This window comes from Bradyrhizobium sp. Kon10, from assembly GCF_055807395.1.
On sequence record NZ_JBVVOZ010000027.1, the window covers coordinates 38,776 to 56,781 of the forward strand.

The 18,006-nt window shown below is 64.2% G+C and carries 17 protein-coding genes; 9 read left to right on the top strand and 8 right to left on the bottom strand.

Going from position 1 to position 18,006, the window contains the following annotated elements; all coding sequences use genetic code 11:
• The first annotated feature begins 92 nt into the window (after positions 1 to 92).
• The 3 genes from AC0L2O_RS28130 to AC0L2O_RS28140 all read left to right on the top strand — a co-directional run bounded on the left by AC0L2O_RS28130 (position 93) and on the right by AC0L2O_RS28140 (position 2,505).
• Positions 93 to 560, top strand: coding sequence for a PH domain-containing protein (locus AC0L2O_RS28130; protein ID WP_473372013.1), 468 nt, complete (start codon positions 93 to 95; stop codon positions 558 to 560).
• Between the two features lie 14 nt (positions 561 to 574).
• A complete protein-coding gene (gene ubiG, locus AC0L2O_RS28135) occupies positions 575 to 1,348 on the top strand; it encodes a bifunctional 2-polyprenyl-6-hydroxyphenol methylase/3-demethylubiquinol 3-O-methyltransferase UbiG (protein ID WP_473372014.1) in 774 nt (257 codons plus the stop codon).
• Between the two features lie 257 nt (positions 1,349 to 1,605).
• Positions 1,606 to 2,505: an EamA family transporter gene (locus AC0L2O_RS28140; protein ID WP_369719840.1), complete on the top strand. Its 900-nt coding sequence runs from the start codon at positions 1,606 to 1,608 to the stop codon at positions 2,503 to 2,505.
• On the opposite strand, the gene AC0L2O_RS28145 is transcribed toward AC0L2O_RS28140, so the two are convergent.
• Genes AC0L2O_RS28145 through AC0L2O_RS28160 form a run of 4 tightly spaced genes read right to left on the bottom strand, consistent with a single transcriptional unit; the run spans position 2,502 to position 4,988 of the window.
• On the bottom strand, positions 2,502 to 2,996 hold the full coding sequence (locus AC0L2O_RS28145; protein ID WP_473372015.1) for a DUF1178 family protein: 495 nt from the start codon (positions 2,994 to 2,996) through the stop codon (positions 2,502 to 2,504). The genes AC0L2O_RS28140 and AC0L2O_RS28145 overlap by 4 nt on opposite strands.
• Positions 2,993 to 3,871, bottom strand: coding sequence for a carbon-nitrogen hydrolase family protein (locus AC0L2O_RS28150; protein WP_473372016.1), 879 nt, complete (start codon positions 3,869 to 3,871; stop codon positions 2,993 to 2,995). Before AC0L2O_RS28150 ends, AC0L2O_RS28145 begins: the two co-directional genes overlap by 4 nt.
• Entirely contained in the window at positions 3,868 to 4,143 is a 276-nt protein-coding gene (gene grxC, locus AC0L2O_RS28155) for a glutaredoxin 3 (RefSeq protein ID WP_369719837.1), read from the bottom strand. Before grxC ends, AC0L2O_RS28150 begins: the two co-directional genes overlap by 4 nt.
• Positions 4,144 to 4,190: 47 nt before the next feature.
• Positions 4,191 to 4,988, bottom strand: coding sequence for a ComF family protein (locus tag AC0L2O_RS28160; protein ID WP_473372017.1), 798 nt, complete (start codon positions 4,986 to 4,988; stop codon positions 4,191 to 4,193).
• Positions 4,989 to 5,052: 64 nt separating this feature from the next.
• On the opposite strand from AC0L2O_RS28160, the gene AC0L2O_RS28165 reads away from it, so the two are divergent.
• A complete protein-coding gene (locus AC0L2O_RS28165) occupies positions 5,053 to 5,901 on the top strand; it encodes a methyltransferase domain-containing protein (RefSeq protein ID WP_473372018.1) in 849 nt (282 codons plus the stop codon).
• A gap of 169 nt (positions 5,902 to 6,070) precedes the next feature.
• Here AC0L2O_RS28165 and AC0L2O_RS28170 read toward each other — a convergent pair whose 3' ends face one another.
• The 3 genes from AC0L2O_RS28170 to AC0L2O_RS28180 form a co-directional block, all read right to left on the bottom strand.
• The gene (locus AC0L2O_RS28170) at positions 6,071 to 6,481 is read right to left on the bottom strand and encodes a (deoxy)nucleoside triphosphate pyrophosphohydrolase (protein ID WP_369719835.1); all 411 of its coding nucleotides are present in this window, start codon (positions 6,479 to 6,481) and stop codon (positions 6,071 to 6,073) included.
• 40 nt (positions 6,482 to 6,521) lie between these two features.
• Positions 6,522 to 7,763 carry a bifunctional glutamate N-acetyltransferase/amino-acid acetyltransferase ArgJ gene (gene argJ / locus AC0L2O_RS28175; protein ID WP_473372019.1) on the bottom strand — a complete coding sequence of 414 codons (1,242 nt, stop codon included), beginning with the start codon at positions 7,761 to 7,763 and terminating at the stop codon, positions 6,522 to 6,524.
• A gap of 100 nt (positions 7,764 to 7,863) precedes the next feature.
• Positions 7,864 to 8,796, bottom strand: a complete 933-nt coding sequence (locus AC0L2O_RS28180) for a peptidylprolyl isomerase (RefSeq protein WP_473372020.1) — start codon at positions 8,794 to 8,796, stop codon at positions 7,864 to 7,866.
• Between the two features lie 353 nt (positions 8,797 to 9,149).
• Between AC0L2O_RS28180 and secA the strand changes: the two genes are divergently transcribed.
• Positions 9,150 to 11,990 (top strand): preprotein translocase subunit SecA, encoded by a 2,841-nt coding sequence (secA, locus tag AC0L2O_RS28185; RefSeq protein WP_473372021.1) that lies wholly within the window; start codon positions 9,150 to 9,152, stop codon positions 11,988 to 11,990.
• 349 nt (positions 11,991 to 12,339) lie between these two features.
• Here secA and AC0L2O_RS28190 read toward each other — a convergent pair whose 3' ends face one another.
• On the bottom strand, positions 12,340 to 12,774 hold the full coding sequence (locus AC0L2O_RS28190) for a MarR family winged helix-turn-helix transcriptional regulator (RefSeq protein ID WP_369719832.1): 435 nt from the start codon (positions 12,772 to 12,774) through the stop codon (positions 12,340 to 12,342).
• Positions 12,775 to 12,954: 180 nt separating this feature from the next.
• Here AC0L2O_RS28190 and AC0L2O_RS28195 point away from each other — a divergent pair, with 180 nt between their 5' ends.
• The 4 genes from AC0L2O_RS28195 to AC0L2O_RS28210 all read left to right on the top strand — a co-directional run bounded on the left by AC0L2O_RS28195 (position 12,955) and on the right by AC0L2O_RS28210 (position 17,937).
• A complete protein-coding gene (locus AC0L2O_RS28195) occupies positions 12,955 to 14,136 on the top strand; it encodes a substrate-binding domain-containing protein (protein ID WP_473372022.1) in 1,182 nt (393 codons plus the stop codon).
• A 167-nt stretch (positions 14,137 to 14,303) separates the two neighbouring features.
• Positions 14,304 to 15,818, top strand: a complete 1,515-nt coding sequence (locus AC0L2O_RS28200; protein ID WP_473372023.1) for an amidase — start codon at positions 14,304 to 14,306, stop codon at positions 15,816 to 15,818.
• Between the two features lie 36 nt (positions 15,819 to 15,854).
• Entirely contained in the window at positions 15,855 to 16,712 is an 858-nt protein-coding gene (locus AC0L2O_RS28205) for a branched-chain amino acid ABC transporter permease (protein ID WP_409191066.1), read from the top strand.
• 4 nt (positions 16,713 to 16,716) lie between these two features.
• A complete protein-coding gene (locus AC0L2O_RS28210) occupies positions 16,717 to 17,937 on the top strand; it encodes a substrate-binding protein (RefSeq protein WP_473372024.1) in 1,221 nt (406 codons plus the stop codon).
• Positions 17,938 to 18,006: the final 69 nt, after the last annotated feature.

Here is an 18,006-nt window from a genome sequence, read left to right on the forward strand (position 1 = left end):
CGCGCGTATACATAGCGGCGGGGCCGGGGGCAAGCGGGTTCCTGCGGGGGCAGGCTTCAGGTCAAGCTTGGGGTAATGGGTTAACCGAGATCATGGCGCGCTATATCGACGAGATCCTCCAGCCGGGCGAGCGGGTGCTGTATTCGACCAATGCGCACTGGATCTTCTATTTCCCGGCCATTCTGGCCTGGATCGCAGCCCTCATCCTATTCTTCCTGTCCCGGCAAACCATCGTCGAAGGGCTCGTGCTGCTGTGCCTCGTCGCCTCCGGCCTGGTGGCGCTGGCGGCACTCTATTGGACGGTGAGGGGCTGGTTCCACCGCTTCACCACCGAGACCGACGTCACCAATCTGCGGGTCGTGCACAAGACCGGGTTCATCAAACGCCGCACCTTCGAGATGGCGTTGGACAAGGTCGAGAGCGTCGACGTCAACCAGTCGATTCTCGGACGAATTCTCAACTATGGCGACGTGACCATCAACGGCGTCGGCGAGGGGCGCGAGACGATCGCGACGATTGCCTCGCCGCTCGCCTTCCGTAGTTCGATCACCACGCGGTAGGACCGCGCGTAACCATGAGCATGCAGCAAGATATTTCCGCAACCGCAAGCCCGCAGCCGGGCTCGACCGTCGACGCCGCCGAGATCGCAAAATTCTCAAAGCTCTCCGCGGAGTGGTGGGACCCCAAGGGCAAGATGGCGCCGCTGCATCGGATCAATCCGCTGCGGCTCGGCTACATCCGCGATGCCGCCTGCCGCAAGTTCGAGCGCAATATGCGCAGCCTCAACTGTCTCGGCGGCCTGCGCGTGCTCGATATCGGCTGCGGCGCCGGCCTGTTATGCGAACCGCTGTCCCGGCTGGGCGCGCAGGTCATCGGCGTGGATCCGTCGGTCAGCAACATCGCGGCCGCAAAGCTGCATGCGGACAAGAGCCATCTGTCGATCGACTATCGCTGCACCACGGTGGAGGAGATCGACCCCCGCGAGCGTTTCGACATCGTGCTGGCGATGGAGGTCGTCGAGCACGTCGTCGATGTCGGGCTTTTCCTGAAGCGCTGTGCGTCGATGCTGAAGCCGAACGGGCTGATGGTGGTCTCGACGCTCAACCGGAACTGGAAGAGCTTTGCGCTCGCAATCGTCGGCGCCGAATACGTCCTGCGCTGGCTGCCGCGCGGCACCCACGAGTGGAACAAATTCGTCACCCCCGACGAGCTGACGAAGCATCTCCTCGACAACCGTCTCGTCATCACCGAGCAGACCGGCGTCGTGTACAGCCCCTTCGCCGACAAATGGACGCTCTCCTCCGACATGGACGTGAACTACATGTTGGTGGCGGAAGCGATGGTGTGAGGCGGCGCGGCTCGCAAACATTCGGTGTCGTCCTGGCGAAAGCCAGGACCCATTACCCCAGGGAGCAGTCGTGGCGCGAAGCTCATAACCACGAGTCTTCGCCAAACCATATCCTGTGGTTATGGGTCCCGGCTTTCGCCAGGACGACAGCGTATTCGAGACGCCGGCATCGCTCCCATGACGTTCGTGCAGTTGACCTGCCGAACTGCTGACGGCACGTTGGCCGCAATCTTCCTCTCCCCATCGCACACACCCCCATGTTCACCGTCACCAGCCTCTGGATTCCCTTCACCGTTATTGCCGCGCTCGGGCAGGTCGCGCGCAATGCGATGCAGCGGTCGCTGACCAAGCCACTGGGGACCTGGGGCGCGACCAATATCCGCTTCCTGTTCGGCTTCCCGTTCTCGCTGTTGTTCCTCGGCGCGGTGCTGGTCGCGACCGGCGATCATCTGGACATGCCGCCGTCGGTGTTCTGGCCGTGGCTCCTGCTCGGCGCGCTCAGCCAGATCGTTGCCACCGGGTTGATGCTGCTCGCGATGAACGACCGCTCGTTCGTGGTGACGACGGCGTACCTCAAGACCGAGGCGATCCAGACCGCGATCTTCGGCTTCGTCTTCCTCGGCGATCACCTGACATGGCTGAAGGTGCTGGCGATCGTGATCGCGACCGTCGGCGTCGTCATCACGGCGCTGCGGCCGGGCGGTGAGAAGAGCTTTGCCGAATTGAAGCCGACCATCACCGGCCTCGTCGCCGCAGCGGCATTCGCGCTCTCAGCAGTCGGCTTTCGCGGCGCGATCATCAATGTGCCTGATATCTCGTTCGTGACGGCGGCATCGTTCACGCTGGTGCTCGGCCTGTTCGTGCAGACGCTGATCCTGACGATCTACCTGCTCTGGCGCGCGCCGAAAGTGCTTCAGGCGATCTTGGGCTTGTGGAAACCGTCGCTGCTGGCGGGCTTCATGGGCGCCTTCGCCTCGCAGTTCTGGTTCCTGGCGTTCGCGCTGACGGCCGCCGCCAATGTCCGCACGCTCGCACTGATCGAGGTGCTGTTCGCGCAAGCGGTGGCGTACTACTCGTTCAAGCAGCCGATCGCCCCGCGCGAAATTTTCGGCATCGTGCTGATCGTGATCGGCGTCGCAGTGCTGGTGGGCGCCTAATTCCGGTCTTCCGGCAGCGTCGGCAGCGGCGACACTTCGATACCCTCGTCGATCAGCGACTTCGCCTCGTCCGGCGAGGCTTCGCCGTAGATCGGGCGGTGCTCCTTGTCGCCGTAATGCATCGCGCGGGCTTCATTCGCAAAGCGCTCGCCGACATTGTCGGCGTTCTTGACGATATGGTCGCGCAGCTCCTTCAGCTTGCTGCGCAGCTCGCGCTCCTGCGCCATCAGCAGCGAGGTCGATCCGGACGGCGCAGCCTCTGGTGTGGGGGGCGTGGTGGTCGTGGTGGCCGGCTCCGGCGGCGGCGTTGCCCGTCCGCGGCCCTTCTTGCCGACGATGCGTGGCGCCATGATCGCCTTTTCGATCTTGGCCGAACCGCAGGCTGGACAGGTCACGAGCTTGCGCTTCACCTGCGAATCGTACGCGGCCGAACTCTGGAACCAGCTTTCGAACGCGTGGTCGTGGTCGCAGTGGAGCGCGTAGCGGATCATGCCGATCCCCGCACCAGATGCAGATGATCCGGCCCGGCCTTGGGGTCGGCGACACCGAAACGGCGGCCGTGCTGGAGCGACGGGATCGCCCGGCGCGCGGTCTCGACCTTGGCCGGGTCGATCTTCGCCATGATGATGCCGGGCTCGACATCGCCTTCGGCGAGAATCTCACCCCAGGGATCGATGATCAGCGAGTGGCCGAACGTCTCGCGCTTGTTTTCGTGCAGGCCGGCCTGTGCCGCGGCAAAGATGAAGCAACCGGTCTCGATCGCGCGCGACCGCAGCAGCACGTGCCAGTGGGCTTCGCCCGTCTTGCGGGTGAAGGCGGAGGGCACGGTGATGAAGGAGGCGCCGCTCTCGGCGAGCGCGCGATAGAGCGCTGGGAAGCGCACGTCGTAACAGATCGTCAGTCCGATGCGGCCCCACGGCAGGTCGGAGATCACGGCGGTCTCGCCCGGCTGGTAATTGGCGGATTCGCGATAGCTCTCGCCGTCCGGCAGCTCGATGTCGAACATGTGGATCTTGTCGTAGCTCGCGAGCAGATCGCCCTCGGGCCCGATCAGGAAGGAACGGTTGACCGCTTTTTCCTCGGAGAAGCGCAGCGCCAGCGAGCCGACATGGATGTGGATCTTCAGCTCGGCTGCGAGCGCGCGGTAGGCTTTCAGTGAGGTGTCGTCCTCTTCGCGCTGGAGATGCTCGAATAGCGCCTTGCGGTTCAGCTGCATCATATTGCTGACTTCGGGCGTCTGCACGTAGTCGGCGCCATTCGCCGCCGCCTGGCGGATCAGCCTGGTTGCCTGCGCGAGGCTCGGCACGGGCATCAGGCCGGTGCGCATCTGCACCATGGCAGCGGTGAAGCTCCGATTCTCGCTCATGATACGGCTTTCACGCTCTCAAGCAGGGCGTCGAGCTTGCCTGCGCGGTCGAGTGCGTAAAGTTCGTCGCAGCCGCCGACATGGGTTCCGCCGATCCAGATTTGCGGGAATGTCGCGCCATCGCCGGCGCGATCGTACATCTCGTCGCGCCAGGACGGGTTCTTGGCGACGTCAAATTCCGTGAAACTGGCCTTCTTGCGGGCCAAGAGCGACCTGGCGGCGGAACAGTAGCCGCAGCCCGGCCTGGTGTAGATCTCGACAGCAGCGGTCATGTTGCCTGGCGCTCTCATGTCATGAATTCATTGAATTATATGGGACTTCACCGGCTCTCGACAACCCGGGCGAAGACCAGCACGTCGACCTGCGCCGCTTTGGCCCGGAGCAAGGCCCGCGCACAGGCGTCCAGCGTCGCGCCGGAGGTCAGAACGTCGTCGATCAGGATGATACGGCGGCCCTGAACCTCGGGCTGACGGTCAGCAGATACCTGGAACGCGCCCTGCACGTTGGTGGAGCGCTGGGCCCGCGACAGGCCGATCTGCTGCTCGGTGGCGCGCACCCGGCGCAGCACCTCGCCGCGCACCCTCACGCCGCTCTGGCGCTCGATGACGCGCGCCAGCGCCCCGGACTGGTTGTAGCGGCGGCGCCAGGCCCTTCGCCAATGCAGCGGAACGGGCACCAGCATGTCGGCACCGGTGAGCAGCTCGCCCCCCGCCCGCGCCATCCAGCGGCCCATGGCCGGCGCCAGATCGGTGCGGTCCTGGTATTTCAGCGCATGCACCAGCGTGCGCGCGACATCGTCATAGCGCACCGCTGCGCGGGCCCGCTGATACGCCGGCGGGCTTGCAATCGCCTCCATCGACAGCATGTCGGGGCCGGGGTCGTAGACGAAGGGAATGCCGAGCCGCGGACAATAGGGCGGGGCGATGAACGACAATTTTGCCCAGCAGGCCGCGCAGACGCCTTCGCCATCGACCGGCTCGCGGCAGGATACGCACAAGGTCGGCAGCGCAATGTCGAGCGCGAGCCTTGCCGCGTGCGACAGCACGTGGCGGCCGGCCGTCCACGCGCTGCGCAGGGGCGCAGCGATGGAACGCAAGCGAGCGGTGTCGACTTCCATAGGGGAAGGCTAGCGCCACACGCAGTGGATTGCCAGAACCGTCCTGATCGGCGTAACCAGCGGCATGGCTCAAGACCCGCAAACCCCGCCCGCTCTGTTCGATCGTGCGTTACTGCATGCGCGGCAACGGCGCGCGCAGGCGCAAGGTGCGGTGAGATTTCTGCTCGATCGCGTGGCCGAGGACATGTCGGACCGGCTGGGCGCGGTGATGCGCGAGTTTCACGCTCCGGCCGATCTCTGGACGTCCGGCGAGGGGCTCGCAGCCTTGCGTGCACAGTTGCCCTCTCTTCAGCGGATTGCGCCTGGTGCAACCGGCGAGGAGAAGCTGCCATTCGCGCCCGAGAGCCTCGACCTCGTCGTCTCGGCGCTGGCGCTGCAATTCGTCAATGACCTGCCGGGCGTGCTCGCGCAGATCCGTCGCGCGCTGAAGCCGGACGGGCTGCTGCTCGCGGCGATGATCGGCGGCGACAGCCTGACCGAGTTGCGCCAGGCTTTCGCGGCAGCCGAAGCCGAATGCGAGGGCGGCGTATCGCCGCGCGTGGCACCCTTCGCTGATCTCAGAGACATCGGCGCGCTGTTGCAACGGGCGGGCTTCGCGCTGCCCGTCACCGACGTCGACCGCGTCGTGGTGCGATATTCCAACGCCTTTGCGCTGATGCAGGATCTCCGCCGCATGGGCGCGGCCAATGTGTTGATCGAGCGGCGCCGCACACCGACCCGGCGCGCGACGCTGCTGCGCATGGCCGAAATCTATGCCGAGCGCTTTGCCGATGCCGACGGCCGCATCCGCGCGACCTTCGACATCATCTGGCTTTCCGGCTGGGCGCCGCATGCAAGCCAGCAGCAACCGCTGAAGCCGGGATCGGCGAAAGCCAGTCTGGCGGAGGCGGTGAAGAAGGCGAGGGAGACATAGCCCGGCGAAGGCCGGGACCCATAGCCACAGGAAGCAGTTGTTGCCACGACTCGGAGTGACCACTTCCTCTACAATATGACCCTGTGGTTATGGGTCCCGGATCTGCGCGCGCTTTGGGCGGGCTTGTCCGGGACGACGATGGAGATTGAGGCGTGCTGTGCGTATCGTCTCACATCAGCAAATCAATCAAATGCGGGATCAGCGGGATGTCGGCGGGCGGCATCGGATAGTCGCGCAGCTTGTTGGCGCGGACCCAGGCCAGCGTCTGGCCCTCGCGCGCCGTCACCAAGCCTTCCCAGCGGCGGCAGACGTAGAGCGGCATCAGCAGGTGGAAGGTCTCGTAGGCGTAACTCGCAAAGGTCAGCGGCGCGAGGCAGGGTTCGGCGACGGTAATGCCGAGCTCCTCGTCGAGCTCGCGGATCAGACTCTGCTCCGGCCGCTCGCCGGGCTCACACTTGCCGCCCGGAAATTCCCACAGGCCGGCCAGCGTCTTGCCCTCGGGACGCTGCGCGATCAGCACGCGCTTGTCGGCGTCGATCAGTGCGCAGGCCACCACCAATGTCAGTTTGAGATCGGCCATGCTGGGAAAGACTGCCCGCGTTTGGGTTGAGGGAGAGGATTTACGACCTGTAATCCCCGTTGATCGCGACATATTCCTTGGTGAGGTCGCAGGTCAGCACGCGGTCGCGGCCCTTGCCGAGGCCGAGCGAGACCTTGATCGCGATCTCCGGCGCCTTCATCGCTTCCGACACCTGCGCCTCGTCATAGGACGGATCGCGCGCGCCGCTCTTGGCGACGCGGATGCCGTTGAAGGCGATCGAGAGCTTGTCGCGATTGGCCGGCTCGCCGGCCTTGCCGACCGCCATCACCACGCGGCCCCAATTGGCGTCCTCGCCGGCGATTGCGGTTTTCACCAATGGCGAATTGGCGATCGACATCGCGATCTTGCGCGCCGATGCCTTCGAAACGGCGCCCTCGACCGTGATCTCGACCAGCTTGCGCCCACCTTCGCCGTCGCGCGCCACCTGTTCGGCGAGATTGGCGAGCACGCGATGGAACGCCTTGGTGAAAGCTTTCAGGCGCGGATCGCTGGCACGGCTGATCTTCGGCGCGCCCTGTTCGGCCGCGGCGCCCGTCGCGAAGGCCAGCAGCGTGTCCGAGGTCGAGGTGTCGCCGTCGATCGTCACGGCATTGAAGGTGTCCTCGACGCCGCTCTTGAGCAGCGCCTGGAGCGCGGCGGGCGCGATCGGCGCGTCGGTGAAGATGAATGACAGCATCGTCGCCATATCGGGGGCGATCATGCCGGCGCCCTTGGCCATGCCGTTGATGGTGACTTTGGCCTTGCCGAGCTTGACGGTGGCGGTCGCGACCTTCGGGAAGGTGTCGGTGGTCATGATCGCCTGGGCCGCGCCGAGCCAAGAGGCCGGCTCGGCGGTCTCGGCCAGCCGTCCGAGCACGCCATCAAACTTGGTCGCGTCCAGCGGCTCGCCGATCACACCGGTCGAGGCCAGGAAAATCTCGCTCTCGCTGCACCCGACCGCCTTCGCCGCGATCTTCGCGGTCAGCGCGGTCGAGCCGCGGCCGGTCTTGCCGGTGAAGGCATTGGCGTTGCCGGAATTGACGACGAGGGCGCGGGCCTTGCCGCCCTTCAGTTTCGCGCGGCACCATTCCACCGGCGCGGACGGGCATTTCGACTTGGTGAAGACGCCCGCGACTGCGGTGCCCTTGTCCATCACCGCCAGCAGCACGTCGGTGCGGTTCTTGTAGCGGATGCCGGCCTCGGCCGTGGCGAGACGGATTCCCGCGATTGCGGGCATCTCGGGGACATGTGTCGGGGCGAGCGGGGAGACGGCTGAGGACATCGGAGGGCGCCTTGGTAGGTCTGGACATGCAGATGGCCGGGCAAAGCCCGGCCATTGCGACGTTAGATACTATTGGCGTCCGCGAAGTGACAGCGAATTCTTACTTCTTCGCGGGCGGCGCCATCTTGCTGTCGGACGGCTTGGCATCCGCAGGCTTGGCAGCGTCGGCCGGTTTGGCGTCCTTCGCCGCATCCGCCGGCTGATCCAGCCGCTCGACCTTGGCGTCGGCGCGCAGCTTGGCGACATAATCGGCCTGGGCCTTGCGGGTCACATACTGCTCGATCTGGGGCTTGACCTGCTCGAACTCCGGCGCCTTGCGGTTGCGCTTTTCCTCGACCTTGATGATGTGCCAGCCGAACTGCGACTTCACCGGGTCGGAGATCTTGCCCGGCTCGAGCGCGAAGGCGACCGCAGAGAATTCCGGCACCATCTGCTCCTTGGTGAAGAAGCCGAGGTCACCGCCGTCGGCAGAGCCCGGATCCTTGGACTTCTTCTTGGCGAGTTCGGCAAAATCGGCGCCCTTGTCGAGCTCGGCCTTCACCGCCTTGGCCTCGTCCTCGGTCTCGACCAGGATGTGGCGGGCGCGCACCTCCTGCTCCCCGGTGATCTGCTTGGAGGCCTCCTCATAGACCTTCTTCATGGCGTCATCGTTGGTGGCGGCCTTGCCCTCCTGGGCGAGCAGGCTGTCCATCAGCAGGCGGTTGCGGGCGAACGCCATCCGCTTCTTGAACTCCTCGCCGTCGGCGACCTTCTTGTCCTCGGCGGCCTTGGACACGATCTTCATGTCGATCAGGAAGGACAGGACGTTCTCGTCCTTGGTCGCGGGGTCCATCTGGGCAAGGCTCGGCCCGAGTTCCTCCTCCGCCATGGCGACGTCGCTCTTCTTGATGTCAACGCCATTGACCTTCGCCAGAACAGGGTCGTCGGCGGCCCGGCCGGGACCTGCGATCAGCGCCAGCGCAAGGCAGCCCGCGAGGGCGGTGGCGAGGCCGAAGCGCAGGCCGGTTTTGGTTACCGGGAACGAGGTGGTCATGGAAAATCCTTTTGTTGAAGCAGGGGGCTGCTCGAGCGGGGCGGACACTCGCCCAATTCAGGGGGGCTTGGCAACGCGAAAACTCTGTCAAAATGATGAATTAGCTGCAATGCGGCTGCCGTTGACAAGGCCCTGACCGGGCCATATCTCTGCCCGGTCGCGACCATGGCGATGGCGTTTATTTTGCTGCGTTTTTGGCCGTTGAACCCGGACTTGCTCAATTCCCACCCATATGGCGGATGAACCCCGCGGTCCGGGCTCTGGTGCCATCGGGCGTCACGGCGAGTTGATGGGCAGGCGGACGACAACTTCTTGGCCGCAACGCGGTTGAATCGCGAACACAGGAACTAGGTATGATCGGCGCGCTCGCCCGCAAGTTTTTCGGCTCCGCCAACGACCGGCGGGTGAAGGGATATCAGTCCCGCGTCAACGCGATCAACGCGCTGGAGCCCGAGCTCGTCAAGCTCTCCGACGAGGAGCTCAAGGCGCGCACCGCCGACTTCAAGAAGCAGCTTGCCGAGGGCAAGACGCTGGACGATCTGCTGGTGCCGGCCTTCGCCACCGTGCGCGAGGCCGCCAAGCGCACGCTCGGTCAGCGCCATTTCGACGTCCAGCTGATCGGCGGCATGGTGCTGCACGAGGGCGACATCGCCGAGATGAAGACCGGCGAAGGCAAGACGCTGGTTGCGACGCTTGCGGTCTATCTCAACGCGCTGGCCGGCAAAGGTATCCACGTCGTCACCGTCAACGACTATCTCGCCCGCCGCGACTCCGCCTGGATGGGCCAGATCTACAGTTTCCTCGGTTTGACCACCGGCGTCATCGTCCACGGCCTCGACGATTCCGAGCGCAAGGCGGCCTATGCCTGCGACATCACCTATGGCACCAACAACGAATACGGCTTCGACTATCTGCGCGACAACATGAAGTACCGGCTCGAGGACATGGTCCAGCGGCCGCATTTCTACGCGATCGTCGACGAAGTCGACTCGATCCTGATCGACGAAGCGCGCACGCCGCTGATCATTTCCGGCCCGCTCGACGACCGTTCCGACTTCTACAACACCATCGATGGCTTCCTGCCCAAGCTCGACAAGACCGATTACGAGGTCGACGAGAAGCAGCGCACGGTGACGCTGACCGAAGCCGGCATGGAGAAGATCGAGACGCTGCTGCGCGACGCCGGCCAGCTCAAGGGCGAATCGCTCTACGACGTCGAGAACGTCTCCGTCGTGCACCACATCAATCAGGCGCTGCGCGCCCACACGCTGTTCACCCGCGACAAGGACTACATCGTCCGGGATGACGAGGTCATCATCATCGACGAGTTCACCGGACGCATGATGCAGGGCCGCCGCTATTCCGAAGGCCTGCACCAGGCGCTGGAAGCCAAGGAGCATGTGCAGGTTCAGCCGGAAAACCAGACCCTGGCCTCGATCACGTTCCAGAACTATTTCCGGATGTACGAAAAGCTCGCCGGCATGACCGGCACGGCGTTGACCGAAGCCGACGAGCTGTTTGACATCTACAAGCTCGAAGTGGTGGAGATCCCGACCAACGTGCCGGTCGGCCGCCTCGACGAGGACGACGAAGTCTATCGCACCCAGAAGGAAAAATACGGCGCCATCCTGGCCGAGATCGAGCGCGCCAATTCGCGGTTGCAGCCGGTGCTGGTCGGCACCGCCTCGATCGAGAAGTCGGAAGTGCTCGCCGAATTCCTCAAGGCGCACGGCTACAAGCAGATCGATTTCGGCAAGGACAACGCCCTCGACAAGCTCTATGCCGCGGCCCGTGCCGGCAAGCCCGCAAAATTGTTCGCGGTGCTGAACGCGCGCTTCCACGAGCAGGAAGCCTATATCGTTGCCGAAGCGGGCGTGCCCGGCGCGATCACGATCGCGACCAACATGGCCGGCCGCGGCACCGACATCAAGCTCGGCGGCTCGCTCGAGATGCGCATCCCCAAGGAGACTGCGGGCATCGAGGACGAGGCCGAGAAGGCCAGGAAGATCGAGCAGATCAAGGCCGACGTCGAGCGCTTCCGCGAGATCGTGCTGAAGGCCGAGGAGACCGTCGAGATCGAGCCGGCCAAGGGATCGAAGCCCGCCAAGACCGTGACGAAGCCGGGCGGCCTCTACATCATCGGCTCCGAGCGGCATGAATCCCGCCGCATTGACAACCAGCTCCGCGGCCGTTCCGGCCGTCAGGGCGACCCCGGCCGCTCGAAGTTCTTCCTCTCGCTGGAAGACGATCTGATGCGCATCTTCGGCTCGGATCGTCTCGACAGCATGCTGCAGCGTCTCGGCCTGCAGGAGGGCGAGGCCATCATCCATCCCTGGATCAACAAGGCGCTCGAAAAGGCCCAGCAGAAGGTCGAAGCCCGCAACTTCGACATCCGCAAGAATCTGCTCAAGTTCGACAACGTCCAGAACGACCAGCGCAAGGTGATCTTCGACCAGCGCGTCGAGCTGATGAGGGACGAGAGCGTCGCCGAGACGGTCGCCGACATGCGACACGCCTTCATCGACGACCTCGTCGCCAAACACGTGCCCGAGCATGCCTATGCCGAGCAGTGGGACGTCGCCGGTCTGAAGGAAGAGCTGAAGCGCGTGCTCGATCTCGACCTGCCGGTCCAGGACTGGGCCAAGGAAGAGGGCATCGCCGACGAGGAGCTGCTCAGCCGCATCGAGACCCGCGCCGACGAGCACATGGCGGCCAAGGTCGGGCAATGGGGCCCCGACGTGATGCGTTACGTCGAGAAGACCATTTTGCTCCAGACGCTCGACCATCTCTGGCGCGAGCATCTGATCATGCTCGACCATCTGCGCCAGGTGATCGGCCTGCGCGGCTACGGCCAGCGCGATCCGTTGCAGGAGTACAAGACCGAGGCCTTCAACCTCTTCCAGGAAATGAGCGCTCACCTGCGTGAGGCTGTCACCGCGCAGCTGATGCGGGTCGAGATCGTCCCGCCGGAGCAGGAAGCCCCGGTGCTGCCCGCGATGGAAGCGCACAAGTTCGACCCGAACACCGGCGAAGACGAGATGGCGCTCGCCAGCGTCACGCTGGGTGCGCAGGCCACCGACGCCGCGTTGCGCGATCCGAAGAATCCCGCAAGCTGGGGCAAGATCGGCCGCAACGAGGATTGCCCGTGCGGCTCAGGCAAGAAGTACAAGCACTGCCACGGGCGGTACGCGTAAGCTGCGTTACGTTTGAGGCGCGAAGCTCGCGCCTCACTCTCCGCTGTCGTCGCCCGGTTTAGCCGGGCGACCCAGTACGCCGCGGCTTCTCGGCTCAAAACACATCAGTCTCTGGAATACTGGATCGCCCGATTAAATCGGGCGATGACAGCTGTGTGTGGTGCTCAGCGCTCTCACCACGTCGTCCTGGCGAAAGCCAGGACCCATTATCCCGGGGAGAGGTTGTGGCGCGAAGCTGGCGACGGCGAGTTTTCGCCAAGCCACGTTCTGGGGTAATGGGTCCTGGATCGGCGCTCCGCTTCGCTGGTCCAGGACGACGTGTGTTGAGATGGCGTGCGCTAACCAACACTCAATTCGAGCTGTCGATCAAACTCTCCAACAACCGCTTGAGCTCGCTCGTCGACTTGTCGCCGTAGCTCTCCAGGATGTGCTCCTCCTGGTCCACCGCGAGCGTGTTGAGCTTCTTGCTCAGCACCTTGCCGCGGTCGGAGATGAACATCAAAACCTTGCGGCGGTCGTTGGGGTCCTGCACGCGATAGACCAGCGTGTCGGAGACCATGCGGTCGATCATCTTGGTCAGCGTCGGATGGTTGAGCAGCACGGCATCCGCAAGCTCGCCCATCGAATGGCCGTTGCCATCGGAGAGAACCTTGAGGATGCGCCACTGCTCGACGGGGACGCCTTCCTTGCTCAGCCGCAGTTCCAGCTGCCGGTTGATCTCCCGGTTGGCTTGCGCGAGCAAATAAGCGAGGTGTTCGGTGATCGGGGAGTTCGGTTTTGCCACGGCTAAGGCTTCGTCTTGACCCAATTGAGTGAATGTCTTGCAATCAATGCTGCATCTATATGCACTTCAATTCTTGAATATTCAATATTTTCAAAATAGGATGATTGCACAACAAAAGGGCGGATGCCGCGGCCGCCTGCCTCAATGGGCTTTCAAGTCTGGTGCCAGACAGGAGTTGGCGTGCACGCGACGGTAAACTTCCCGGCTCACGGCGGTCCGGCGTTGCCGCCGTCCTTGCTGTTGCGGAATCTGTCGTCGGCGGCCGACGGCGCGCTCTCGCCGGGTGATCATGCCTTCCTCAAACGGCGCGGCGCCAACAAGCTTCGCATCGGCGGCTTCATCTGTTGCACCGGCTCGCCCGGCGTCTGGGGTCCGTGTGCGACCAGCAGTGCGCAGCTCGCGGTCGCCGAGATCAACAAGCGCGGCGGCATTCTCGGACGCGAGATCGAGCTTTCGATCTACGACGCCGGCGGCCCGCTCGACGACATCCTGGACCGCGCCGAGCAGGCGATCGCGTTCGACGAGGTCGATCTCATCGTCGGACTGCACACCAGCGCGGTACGGGTCGGTCTGCGCAAGGTCACCACGCGGCACCGCATTCCCTACATCTACACGCCCGTTTACGAGGGCGGCGAGCAGACGCCGGGCGTCATGGCGATCGGCGAGACGCCGCGCTGGCAGAGCCGGCCGTCGATCCACTGGCTTGCCGACGTCAAGAAGGCGGCGCGCTGGTACCTGATCGGCAGCGACTATGTCTGGCCATGGCAGTCCCACCGCGCGGTCAAGCGCTACATCAAGGAGGCTGGAGGCCAGGTCGTCGGCGAGGAGTTCGTTCCTCTCGGTGAAGACAATCACGAGCCGCATCTGGCGCGTATCCGTGCCGCGAGGCCGGACGTCGTCCTGATCTCGCTGATCGGCACCGACAGCATCACCTTCAACCGCGCGTTCGGCGAATGCGGCCTTGCCGCCACGACGCTGCGGCTGGCCGGTGCCATGGACGAGACCGTGCTGCTCGGCATCGGCGCCGACAACAGCGAGAACATGTTCTGCGCCTCCGGCTATTTTCCCGGCATCGGCTCGCGGGCCAATGACGACTTCCAAAGCCGCTATCGGCTGATGTTCGGGCCGAACGGGCCGCCGATCGGCTCGCTCGGCCAATCCACCTATGAAGGGCTGCGCTTCCTCGAAGCCGTCGCGAACAAGGCCGGCACGTTGGCGATGGGGCCGATGCTCGCGGCGGGCCGCAACATCGTCTATGGCGGCGCGCGCGGCCCCGTCACCGTTCGCAACGGCCATGCCCGGATGCAGATGTATCTCGCCGAAGCCGACGGCCTCGACTTCAAGCTGATCAAGCCGGTCTGACGCCGGCGCGGCCATTTCGATACGACCTCGATCCAAAATAATACTTGAAAAGGAAAATATTTCCGTCTGTAATATCGACGTGACGCCGATTGGGCCGCGCCGCGCAGGCGCGACCCGAGAGGCTGTCCGTCCAAAGCCAGGGATCAAGAAGCCTCAAGGAGAGCGCCGTGACAGTTGCCCTTCCCACGCCCGCCCAACTTCGCAGCGTCGCCGAGCAATGCGGCCTCGCGCTGACAGATGAAGATGTCGCCTCGTTCCGCGGCCTGATGCAAGGCTCGATCGAAGCCTACAATCTCGTCGGCGCCATGCCGGACGAGGTGCCGGAGGTGAAATATCCGCGTACGCCGGGCTACCGGCCGTCGGCTGAAGAGAACCCACGCAACGCCTGGTATCGCAAATCCACCGTGAAAGGCGCGGCGACCGGCAAACTCAAGGGCAAGACCATTGCGCTGAAAGACAACATCATGCTCGCCGGCGTTCCCATGATGAACGGCTCGGCGACGCTCGAGGGCTACGTCCCCGATTTCGATGCGACCGTCGTCACGCGCATCCTGGACGCCGGGGGAGAAATCCTCGGCAAGACCCATTGTGAATCCTTCTGCATGTCCGGCGGCAGCCACACCGGCGCGGTCGGCGCGGTGCATAATCCTTACAAGATGGGCTATTCGGCCGGAGGCTCGTCCTCGGGCAGCGGCGTTGTCGTCGCCCTTGGCGAAGCCGATATGGCGATGGGCGGCGACCAGGGCGGCTCGATCCGCATGCCGTCCTCGTTCTGCGGCACCTACGGCATGAAGCCGACTTGGGGCCTCGTGCCCTACACCGGCATCATGCCGATCGAGATCTTCGTCGATCACACCGGCCCGATGACGGCCAATGTCGCCGACAACGCGCTCATGCTCGAAGTGCTCGCCGGCGACGACGGCTACGATCCTCGCATCAAGGCCCCGAAGGTCGAAGAGTACACCAAGGCGCTCGGCCAGGGCGTGAAGGGGATGAAGATCGGCATCCTCAAGGAGGGCTTTGAGCAGGCGAATGCGGAAGCGGCGGTCAATGAAAGCGTGCGCGAGGCGGCAAAACGCTTCAAGGATCTCGGCGCCAATGTCGAGACCATCTCCATCCCGATGCACCTCATGGGCCCTGCGATCTGGACGCCGATCGGGACCGAGGGCATGACCCAGACCATGATGTATGGCGATGGCTATGGTCTCAGCCGGTCCGATCTCTATTCGACCTCGCTGATGGATTTTCATCGCGGCTGGCGGCGTCAGGCGGATTCGCTGTCCGAGACGACGAAGCTGTTCCTGCTGCTCGGGACCTACATCAACAACAATTTCGGTCCGCGCTACTACGGCAAGGCGCTCAACATCTCCCGCCGCCTGACCGCCGCGTATGACAAGGCGTTCGGGGAATATGACCTGCTGCTGCTGCCGACGACGCCGATGAAGGCGACCAAGCTGCCGGAGCCCACCGCGAGCCGCGAGGACTATGTCGCCCGGGCGCTGGAGATGATCTCCAACACCGCGCCGTTCGACATCACCCATCATCCCGCGATGTCGCTGCCCTGCGGCATGGTCGACGGCCTTCCCGTCGGCTTGATGCTGGTCGGCCGCATGTTCGAGGAATCCACCATCTACCGCGCCGCGCACGCTTTCGAGCAGATCGGCGACTGGAAGAAGATGTGAGCGAGACATTGATGCAGGCGAACGGAACAGCATCACATGGCTAACGCGTTCGTCGCGGCGTTCGAGATCCTGAGCTTTGGCGCGATCATCGTCCTGATCGTGCTCGGGCTCGGGATCATCGCCAGCATGATGGGCATCTTCAACTTCGCGCAGGGCGAGTTCGTCCTGCTCGGGGCCTACATCACCTATCTGGCCTATGCCAAAGGCCTGCCGATCTGGACCGGCATGGTCGCGGCGCCCTTCCTGGTCGGCGCGCTCGGCTTCGTGCTGGAGGCGCTGATCATCCGCCGCTTCTATGCCGCACCGATCGTCGCGATGCTCGGCACCTATGCGCTTGGCCTGATCATCCGCGAGACCGTGCGCGGCCTGATCGGCGGCTTTTATCTGACCGTGCCCGAGCCGATCGGCGGCTCCATCGATATCGGGGCCATGCACATCTCGGCATGGCGCTTCACCATCATCGTCATCACGCTGCTGGTGATGGGCTGCTGCTATCTGCTGCTGTCACGCACCAGCTTCGGCCTGCGCGTGCGTGCCACGCTGGAAAATCCTGCGCTGGCCCGGGCGTCCGGCATCTCGACGCCGCTGATCTACGGCGCAACCTTCGCGTTCGGCGCAGCGCTCGCCGGACTTGCCGGCGCGCTGATCGTGCCGGTGTTCAGTCTCTTTGCCGATCTCGGCCTGCGCTTCCTCATCCAGGGCTTTGTCGCGGTCATGGTCGGCGGCGTCGGCTCCTTCATCGGGCCGGTCGCGGGCGCCGGCGTCATCGGCACGCTGAGTGCCGCGCTGCCATGGGTGATGGCACCTGTCGTCGCGGATGTCCTCGTTTTCGTGCTCGCCATTGTCTTCATCAAATTCCGCCCACAGGGCCTCATCGCTGGAAAAGGGGTTTAGTCCAATGTTTACTGATCGATCCAATCTCACCCGCCGCCGCTTTCTCGGCAATTTCGCCTTTGCCACCGGCGCGGTCGCGACCGGCGTGGGCAGCTGGGTGATCCCAGCCGGCTGGGCCAATGCGGCGGAAGGGCCAATCAAGGTCGGCATCGCGACCGATCTGACCGGACCGATCGCCTATGCCGGCACGGCGGACGCCAACGTCGCCAAGATGCTTGTCAAGCAGATGAACGATGCCGGCGGCCTGCTCGGCCGGCCGCTCGAGCTCTATATCGAGGACACCGCCTCGAACGAATCAGTCGCCGTCGGCAACGTGCGAAAGCTGATCCAGCGCGACAAGGTCGACATGGTGCTGGGCGGCATCACCTCGTCGATGCGCAACGCCATCAAGGATCCGATCGTGGCGCGCGGTAAGACGCTCTACATCTATCCGCAGCTCTATGAGGGCAAGGAGTGCACGCCCTATCTGTTCTGCACAGGTCCGACGCCGGCGCAGCAATGCGACGAATTCATCCCCTGGCTGATTAAGAACGGTGGCAAGAAGTTCGCACTGCCGAGTGCCAATTATGTCTGGCCGCACACGCTCAATGTCTATGCCCGCAAGGTGATCGAGGCCAATGGCGGCGAGGTCGTGTTCGAGGAATATTACCCGCTCGACCAGATCGACTTCTCCTCGACGGTCAACCGCATCATCTCCAACAAGGTCGACGTCGTCTTCAACACCGTCATTCCGCCGGGCGTCGGCCCCTTCTTCAAGCAGCTCTATGAGGCCGGCTTCCTCAAGAACGGCGGGCGCTTGGCCTGCGTCTACTATGACGAGAACACCCTCAACATCAATCAGGCCGCCGAGATCGAGGGGCTGGCAAGCTGTCTCGACTATTTCAAGGTCTTGACCAAGGAGGATGCGTTCGACGCGAAGATCCAGGCGGCTTATGAGAAGGAGTTTCCCGGCAACTTCCTGTTCGCCGCCGGAAGCGCCGCGACCGGCACCTATCGCGGCCTGAAATTGTGGGAGGCCGCTGTGAAAGAGGCGGGCAAGGTCGATCGCGAGTCGGTCGCCGCCGCGCTCGACCACGCCAAGATCGCGGAAGGTCCGGGCGGACCGGCCGAGATGGTTCCGGGCAAGCGGCACTGCAAGATGAAGATGTACACCGCAGTCGCCAAGGGCGGAAACTACGAGATCGTCGGGCGCAGCGACGGGCTCGTCGATCCCAAGGAATGTTGAGGCCATGCCGAGCCATCATCTTTCCTTGCAGCGGTGCGAGCCAGAGGGCTCGCTCTTCACCTCTCCCGG

Coding starts and splice junctions, on each gene's coding strand:
- AC0L2O_RS28130 (WP_473372013.1), top strand. CDS start 93: ATGGCGCGCTATATCGACGAGATCCTCCAGCCGGGCGAGCGGGTGCTG.
- ubiG (WP_473372014.1), top strand. CDS start 575: ATGAGCATGCAGCAAGATATTTCCGCAACCGCAAGCCCGCAGCCGGGC.
- AC0L2O_RS28140 (WP_369719840.1), top strand. CDS start 1,606: ATGTTCACCGTCACCAGCCTCTGGATTCCCTTCACCGTTATTGCCGCG.
- AC0L2O_RS28145 (WP_473372015.1), bottom strand. CDS start 2,996: ATGATCCGCTACGCGCTCCACTGCGACCACGACCACGCGTTCGAAAGC.
- AC0L2O_RS28150 (WP_473372016.1), bottom strand. CDS start 3,871: ATGAGCGAGAATCGGAGCTTCACCGCTGCCATGGTGCAGATGCGCACC.
- grxC (WP_369719837.1), bottom strand. CDS start 4,143: ATGACCGCTGCTGTCGAGATCTACACCAGGCCGGGCTGCGGCTACTGT.
- AC0L2O_RS28160 (WP_473372017.1), bottom strand. CDS start 4,988: ATGGAAGTCGACACCGCTCGCTTGCGTTCCATCGCTGCGCCCCTGCGC.
- AC0L2O_RS28165 (WP_473372018.1), top strand. CDS start 5,053: ATGGCTCAAGACCCGCAAACCCCGCCCGCTCTGTTCGATCGTGCGTTA.
- AC0L2O_RS28170 (WP_369719835.1), bottom strand. CDS start 6,481: ATGGCCGATCTCAAACTGACATTGGTGGTGGCCTGCGCACTGATCGAC.
- argJ (WP_473372019.1), bottom strand. CDS start 7,763: ATGTCCTCAGCCGTCTCCCCGCTCGCCCCGACACATGTCCCCGAGATG.
- AC0L2O_RS28180 (WP_473372020.1), bottom strand. CDS start 8,796: ATGACCACCTCGTTCCCGGTAACCAAAACCGGCCTGCGCTTCGGCCTC.
- secA (WP_473372021.1), top strand. CDS start 9,150: ATGATCGGCGCGCTCGCCCGCAAGTTTTTCGGCTCCGCCAACGACCGG.
- AC0L2O_RS28205 (WP_409191066.1), top strand. CDS start 15,855: ATGGCTAACGCGTTCGTCGCGGCGTTCGAGATCCTGAGCTTTGGCGCG.
- AC0L2O_RS28210 (WP_473372024.1), top strand. CDS start 16,717: ATGTTTACTGATCGATCCAATCTCACCCGCCGCCGCTTTCTCGGCAAT.